Origin of the sequence: Pseudomonas agronomica (assembly GCF_025917275.1) — a bacterium.
Classification (GTDB): domain Bacteria; phylum Pseudomonadota; class Gammaproteobacteria; order Pseudomonadales; family Pseudomonadaceae; genus Aquipseudomonas; species Aquipseudomonas agronomica.
In genome coordinates, this window is record NZ_JAOSHO010000286.1 from 1 (window position 1) to 6,566 (window position 6,566).

Genomic DNA, 6,566 nt, shown 5'->3' on the forward strand with positions numbered 1-6,566 from the left:
TCGGGTACAGCTCGCGCGCCAGTTGCTTGGCCAATGGCCCCATGTCGGTGTGCAGCGGCTCGGCAAAACGCGCCCCGCGTCCTGGCAATTCCACCGGTTGCACCGTCAGCCACTGCGGCACCTTGCGCCGCCAGCGGCTGTACACCATCGCGCTGGCGCCTGAGTACGGCAGGCACAGCAGGGTCAGTTGGGTCACTGCGGTTTTCTCCGATCGTTTGTATAAAAAGAATAACGAGGCCGGGCCGTGGAAAATTAGTCACCGGCCCCACGTCCGGATGCGGCTTATAATGCCCGCCCCATGGCTTTGGTCTGCCCAAGGAGAACACAATGAGCTGGTCCGCCCAACAATATGTTGCCTTCGAACAGGAACGCACCCGCCCCTCCCGCGATCTGCTGGCGGCCATCCCGCCGGTACAGGCGCGCCAGGTGATAGACCTGGGCTGCGGCCCCGGCAACTCCACCGAATTGTTGGTGGACCATTTTCCCGGCGCAACGGTGCGTGGCCTGGACAGTTCCGCCGATATGGTCGAAGCCGCCCGCAAGCGCTTGCCCAACGTGTCATTCGACACGGCAGACATCGGCCGATGGAACGAAAACGGCCCCTTCGACGTGATCTTCGCCAACGCCGTGCTGCAATGGCTGCCGGACCACGCCACCCTGCTGCCATCGCTGGTGGAAAAGCTCACGCCAGGTGGCAGCCTGGCGATCCAGATGCCCGACACCCTGCACCAGCCGTCCCACCGCTTGATGCGGGACATCGCCGCCAACGGCCCTTGGGCCAGCCAACTGGCCGGCGCGGCTGATTCGCGGACCGAGGTGGAGGATGCCGCCACCTATTTCAAGATTCTCAAACCCCATTGCACTCGCGTCGACGTGTGGCGCACCACCTACCACCATCCTCTGGCCGGTGGTGCTTCGGGAATCGTGGAATGGTTCAAGGGCAGCGGCCTGCGTCCGTTCCTCGAACCCTTGGATGAAGCACAACGCGAGGACTATCTGAAGCAGTACCACCAGGCCGTCGAACAGGCTTATCCGGCCCTGGACGATGGCTCGGTCCTGCTGCCGTTTCCAAGGTTGTTCGTCGTCGCGACACGCTAGGGCGATGGTCGGGTGGCGAGGGCTAAATTTCTGATCAAGGCCCTCGTTACCTGCTAAGACCAAAACCCGCAAGAGTGATCGCCGTGGACCTGCAAACCATCCTGGGCAAGCTGTTCGCCAATGCCGGCGCCGTTGGCATCGAAGGCGTTTTCCAATTCGTGTTCGGCCCGCACCAGGCATTGTGGTCCGAGGTCAAGGCCAGCAGCCACACCCAGGCCGGCCGCCACGCCAACCCCGACGTCACCATCGAAGTGGCGGAAAAGGATTTTCTCCAGATCATGGCCGGCCTGGCCAACGTCGAGGAACTGTTCGCCAGCGGTCGCCTGAAGATCGGCGGCAACATGGGCCTGGCGACGTTATTGCCGCAGATCATCGACCATGCGCGCCACGGCAATCGGCCGGTGGAAAAGGTCGACATGAACAAGCGCTACCCCACCCCATCGCGCTTCAGCGAAACCCTCACCGCCAGCCTGCCAATCCAACGCAGCATCGAGCGTCAGCCGCGCAGCGAGTTATCGGTGCAAGACTTCCAGGCGCGCTATCTGCCCCATGGCATCCCGGTGATCATCAGCGATGCGCTGCAGGACTGGCCCTTGTTCAAGCTCAGCCGGGAACAAACCCTGGTGCATTTCGCCGAGCTGCAAGGCATCACCCGCCATGGCGATTATGTGAAGAAGACCTTTTCCACCGAGCGGGACTTTCGCTCCACCTCCATGGCGGACTTCATCGCCTCCCTCGACAGCCCGACGCCCAAGCGCGCCGACGGCGAACCACCGGCCTACATGGGCAACAATATCTTGCCGGCGCAGTTGATGGCGCTGATCAAATATCCGCCCTATTTCGATCCGTCGCTGTTCATTCCGCCGCGCATCTGGATCGGCCCCAAGGGCACCCTCACGCCGCTGCACCGCGACGACACCGACAACCTGTTCGCCCAGGTCTGGGGCCAGAAAACCTTCACCCTCGCCGCGCCCCATCACCGCGATGCACTGGGCACCTGGTCGACCGCGCCCCAAGGCGGATTGGACGGCTGTGACTTCAACCCGGACGCGCCGGACTACGAGCGTTTCCCCAGCGCCCGGGACGTGACGTTCATGCGGGTGACGCTGGAGGCCGGGGACCTGCTGTTTTTGCCGGAGGGTTGGTTTCACCAAGTGGAGTCGGTGTCCACCTCGCTGTCGGTGAATTTCTGGGTGAATTCGGGGCGGGGTTGGTAGCGGTAGGAGACTGCCCTTGTGGCGAGGGAGCTTGCTCCCGCTGGGACGCGAAGCGGCCCTCAAAATCTTGCGCCTGCTGCGCAGTCGAGCGGGAGCAAGCTCCCTCGCCACGGGAATGGTGTCTGGCAAGACTGTCGCTCATCTTTGCTGGCGATAACTCTGCACCGCCGCTCCCAGCACCACCGCCCCGGCCGCAATCGCCAGCCAGAACCCACTGCGTGCGCCAAACGTATCCACCAGCCACCCCGAACCGGCCGCGCCGATCGCGACGCCGATGCTCAGGCCGGTCACCAGCCAGGTCAGGCCCTCGGTCAGCCGGGCCGGCGGCACGATACGTTCGACCAGGGCCATGGCGACGATCAGCGTCGGCGCGAAGAACAACCCGGCGACGAACACCGCCAATGACAGCCCAAGGATATTGCTCGCCAACAACAACGGCAGCGTGGTGACTGCCGTCGCCACCCCGCCATACAGGAACAGTCGCGGCAAAGGCAGTTTCGAGCGCAGCGCGCCGAACGCCAGCCCGGCCAGGCACGAACCGATCGCATAGACCGACAGCACGATGCTCGCCGCCGCCGGTTGCCCCTGCTGCTGGGCAAACGCGACGCTGACCACGTCCACCACTCCGACGATGACACCCATGGCGACCATCAACGACAGCAGTAAAAGCACATCGACTGAACCAATGATCGAGCCCTGATGATGCGCCTGGTGCGGGTGCACCGGCGGCTCGGTGCCACGCTGCAGGACAAACGCCGTGACGCCGATCGCCAGCAGCAACACCGAGGCCAGCGGCCCCGCCTCGGGGAACGCCACCACGCACAACCCCACCGACAACGGCGGCCCGACGATGAAGCAGACCTCGTCCAGCACCGACTCCAGCGCATAAGCGGTGCGCAATTGCGGCTGGCCGCGATACACCTCGGTCCAGCGCGCCCGCACCATCGCCGACATACTCGGCATGCAACCGGCCAGCGCGGCGAACAGGAACAGCGTCCAATGGGGCGCCTGCAATCGCGTGCACAACAACAGCATCAACAACGCCCCGCCGCCCAGCAACGCTGACACCGGCAACACCCGTCCCTGGCCGAAACGGTCCACCAGCCGCGACACCTGGGGCGCGCAGAACGCGGTCGCCAAGGCAAACGTTGCCGCCACCGCGCCGGCCAATCCATAGCCGCCCTTGAGTTGCGCAAGCATGGTGATCAGGCCGATGCCGGTCATTGATATGGGCATGCGCGCGATCATCCCCGCCAGCACGAAGCCGCGGCTGCCGGGGGCAGTGAACAATTCACGATAGGGGTTTGCCATGGGACGCGGCCTCAACAAGGGCCTGCAACTTGCCATAAACGACCGGGCCGGGGAAAGCGCAAAACTGTGGGTGAAATGTGAAGACTGTTTCCCGCAAATGAACTCTCGGCACGTGGCGCCAGTCAGCAAGTAAGGCCCTCAGTTCAAGGTGCTACCCATGCAGATTTCCCTCGCCCGACAAGTTGCCTTGGTGACCGGCGCCAGTTCCGGCATTGGTGCAGGCTCGGCCAAGGCGCTGGCGGCGGCCGGTGCCGCCGTGGTCCTCAATTACCATTCCAGCGCCGGCCCGGCCGAAGAGCTGGCCCGCCAGATCAACGACAGTGGCGGCCGCGCCATCGCCATCGGTGCCGACGTGTCGAAGGAGCAGGACGTCGAACGCTTGTTCGCCCAGACCCTCGACGCCTTCGGTACGCTGGACATCCTGGTCGCCAACTCCGGCCTGCAAAAAGACGCTGCCGCCGTCGACATGAGCCTGGACGACTGGAACACCGTCATCGGCGTCAATCTCACCGGCCAGTTCCTCTGCGCCCGCGCCGCCCTGCGAATCTTCAACCGCCAGGGCATTCGCCAAGGCGTGTCCCGCGCCGCTGGCAAGATCATCCACATGAGTTCGGTGCACCAGCGCATTCCCTGGGCCGGCCACGTCAACTACGCAGCATCCAAGGGTGGCATCGACCAGCTCATGCAGACCCTGGCCCAGGAAACCAGTCACCAGCGCATCCGCATAAACAGCATCGCCCCCGGCGCCATCCGCACAGCGATCAACCGGGAGGCCATGGAGGGCGACAATGAGCAGAAAATCCTGGAGCTCATCCCCTATGGTCGGGTCGGCGATGTGGAAGATGTCGCCAACGCGGTGGCCTGGCTGGCGTCGGATTTGTCCGATTATGTCGTGGGCACCACGCTGTTCATCGATGGCGGAATGAGCCTCTATCCGGGGTTCCGCGGCAATGGCTGATCATGACGAACCGCAAAGCCCCATCGAGAACCACGGGATCATTGGCGACATGCGCACTGCCGCGCTGGTCAACGATCGTGGCAGCGTGGATTTTTTCTGCTGGCCGGAATTCGACAGCCCGTCGATCTTCTGTTCGCTGCTGGACACCGCCGAGGCCGGTATCTTCCAACTCGCGCCGGACTTGCCGGACGCCCGTCGCCAGCAAATCTACCTACCCGACACCAACGTCCTGCAGACCCGCTGGCTGAGCGACGGCGTGGTGGTGGAAATCACCGACCTGCTGCCCATCGGCGACAGCGAGGATGACCTGCCTGTGCTGATGCGGCGGGTGCGCATGACGGTCGGCAGTGCGACATTTCGCATGCGTTGCGCGGTGCGCCATGACTATTCCCGTGCCGCGACCACGGCGCGCCAGGACGGCGACCACGTCATCTTCGAGGCCGCGCAACAACCGAGCCTGCGCCTGTGCGCCGACCAGCCCATGACGCTGGACGGCCAGGCGGCGGTAGCCGAGTTCACCCTGGCGCAAGGCCAGACGGCGGAGTTTCTTCTCGGGGGCATCGACGACACGCGCCTGGTGGATGACACCAGCACGCTGTGCCTGGAACGAACCCTGGCGTTCTGGCGCGGCTGGATCAGCCAATCCAACTACCGCGGTCGCTGGCGAGAAATGGTCAACCGCTCCGCGCTGGCGCTGAAACTGCTGACGTCGCGTAAACAAGGCGCCATTCTCGCCGCCGCTACCTTCGGCCTGCCGGAAACACGCGGCGGCGAGCGCAATTGGGATTATCGCTACACCTGGATCCGCGACGCCTCGTTCACCGTCTACGCATTCATGCGCCTGGGCTTTGTCGATGAAGCCAACGCCTATATGCGCTGGCTGCGTGGCCGGGTCAGCGACTGCCGCGATCAACCGACCAAACTCAACATCCTCTATGGCCTGGACGGTCGGCTTGAACTGCCCGAGACCGAACTGACACACCTGAGCGGCTACGGCAACGCGCGGCCGGTGCGCATCGGCAACCTGGCGTACGAGCAAGTGCAGTTGGACATCTTCGGTGAGTTGATGGACGCGGTGTACCTGGTCAACAAATACGGCGAAGCCATTTCCCATCAGGGCTGGAAACACACGGTCGATGTGGTGGACCAGGTATGCACGATCTGGCAGGACAAGGATGTCGGCATCTGGGAAATGCGCGGCGAGGAGCAGCATTTTTTGCATTCGCGGCTGATGTGCTGGGTCGCCGTGGACCGCGCCATTCGCCTGGCAAGCAAACGCTCCCTGCCCGCCCCGTTCGCCCGCTGGGATGAGACGCGCCAGGCTATCTACGAAGACATCTGGACGAACTTCTGGAGCGACGAGCATCAGCATTTCGTCCAGCGCCTGGGCAGCACCGCCCTCGACGGCTCGATGCTGTTGATGCCCCTGGTGCGCTTCGTCAGCGCCCGCGACCCGCGCTGGTTGTCCACGCTGGACGCCATCGAAAAAGACCTGGTGCGCGACGGTATGGTCTATCGCTACCGCACCGACGACGACCCCATCGACGGTCTCATCGGCACCGAAGGCTCATTCGTCGCTTGCTCGTTCTGGTACGTCGAATGCCTGGCCCGCGCCGGCCGCGTGGAAAAAGCCCAACTGGAATTCGAGCAGTTGCTGCGCTACGCCAATCCACTGGGATTGTATGCCGAGGAATTCGACAGCCACGGTTATCACCTCGGCAATCTTCCCCAGGCGTTGAGCCATTTGGCGCTGATCAGCGCGGCGAGCTTTTTGGACCGTAAGTTGAGTGGGGAGAAAAATCATTGGCAGCCGTGATCTGCGCTCGGACTAGAAGTGGGCATATTCCTTTGTGGCGAGGGGATTTATCCCCGTTGGGCTGCGAAGCGGCCCCCAACGGAAAAATCCAATCTATCTGGTAAACCGGATTGGCATCTTTTGGGGCTGCTGCGCAGCCCAACGGGGATAAATCCCCTCGCCACAA

The 6,566-nt window shown here is 63.5% G+C and carries 6 protein-coding genes; 4 read left to right on the top strand and 2 right to left on the bottom strand.

Annotated features, from left to right (window positions below; all coding sequences use genetic code 11):
* A partial coding sequence (locus OC610_RS18400) for a thioesterase II family protein (RefSeq protein WP_264429650.1) occupies positions 1–196 on the bottom strand: 196 nt, incomplete at its 3' end.
* 131 nt (positions 197–327) lie between these two features.
* On the opposite strand from OC610_RS18400, the gene tam reads away from it, so the two are divergent.
* Together tam and OC610_RS18410 are read left to right on the top strand one after the other, a co-directional pair.
* On the top strand, positions 328–1,098 hold the full coding sequence (gene tam, locus OC610_RS18405) for a trans-aconitate 2-methyltransferase (protein ID WP_264429653.1): 771 nt from the start codon (positions 328–330) through the stop codon (positions 1,096–1,098).
* 83 nt (positions 1,099–1,181) lie between these two features.
* The gene (locus OC610_RS18410; RefSeq protein ID WP_264429655.1) at positions 1,182–2,315 is read left to right on the top strand and encodes a cupin-like domain-containing protein; all 1,134 of its coding nucleotides are present in this window, start codon (positions 1,182–1,184) and stop codon (positions 2,313–2,315) included.
* A gap of 138 nt (positions 2,316–2,453) precedes the next feature.
* Here the strand turns inward: OC610_RS18410 and OC610_RS18415 are convergent, their stop codons facing one another.
* Positions 2,454–3,626, bottom strand: a complete 1,173-nt coding sequence (locus tag OC610_RS18415; RefSeq protein ID WP_264429657.1) for an MFS transporter — start codon at positions 3,624–3,626, stop codon at positions 2,454–2,456.
* 157 nt (positions 3,627–3,783) lie between these two features.
* Between OC610_RS18415 and OC610_RS18420 the strand changes: the two genes are divergently transcribed.
* Together OC610_RS18420 and OC610_RS18425 are read left to right on the top strand one after the other, a co-directional pair.
* Entirely contained in the window at positions 3,784–4,584 is an 801-nt protein-coding gene (locus OC610_RS18420) for an SDR family oxidoreductase (protein WP_264429660.1), read from the top strand.
* Positions 4,577–6,400: a glycoside hydrolase family 15 protein gene (locus tag OC610_RS18425; protein ID WP_264429661.1), complete on the top strand. Its 1,824-nt coding sequence runs from the start codon at positions 4,577–4,579 to the stop codon at positions 6,398–6,400. The genes OC610_RS18420 and OC610_RS18425 overlap by 8 nt, the downstream gene beginning before the upstream one ends.
* Positions 6,401–6,566 lie beyond the last annotated feature (166 nt).

Coding starts and splice junctions, on each gene's coding strand:
- tam (WP_264429653.1), top strand. CDS start 328: ATGAGCTGGTCCGCCCAACAATATGTTGCCTTCGAACAGGAACGCACC.
- OC610_RS18415 (WP_264429657.1), bottom strand. CDS start 3,626: ATGGCAAACCCCTATCGTGAATTGTTCACTGCCCCCGGCAGCCGCGGC.
- OC610_RS18420 (WP_264429660.1), top strand. CDS start 3,784: ATGCAGATTTCCCTCGCCCGACAAGTTGCCTTGGTGACCGGCGCCAGT.
- OC610_RS18425 (WP_264429661.1), top strand. CDS start 4,577: ATGGCTGATCATGACGAACCGCAAAGCCCCATCGAGAACCACGGGATC.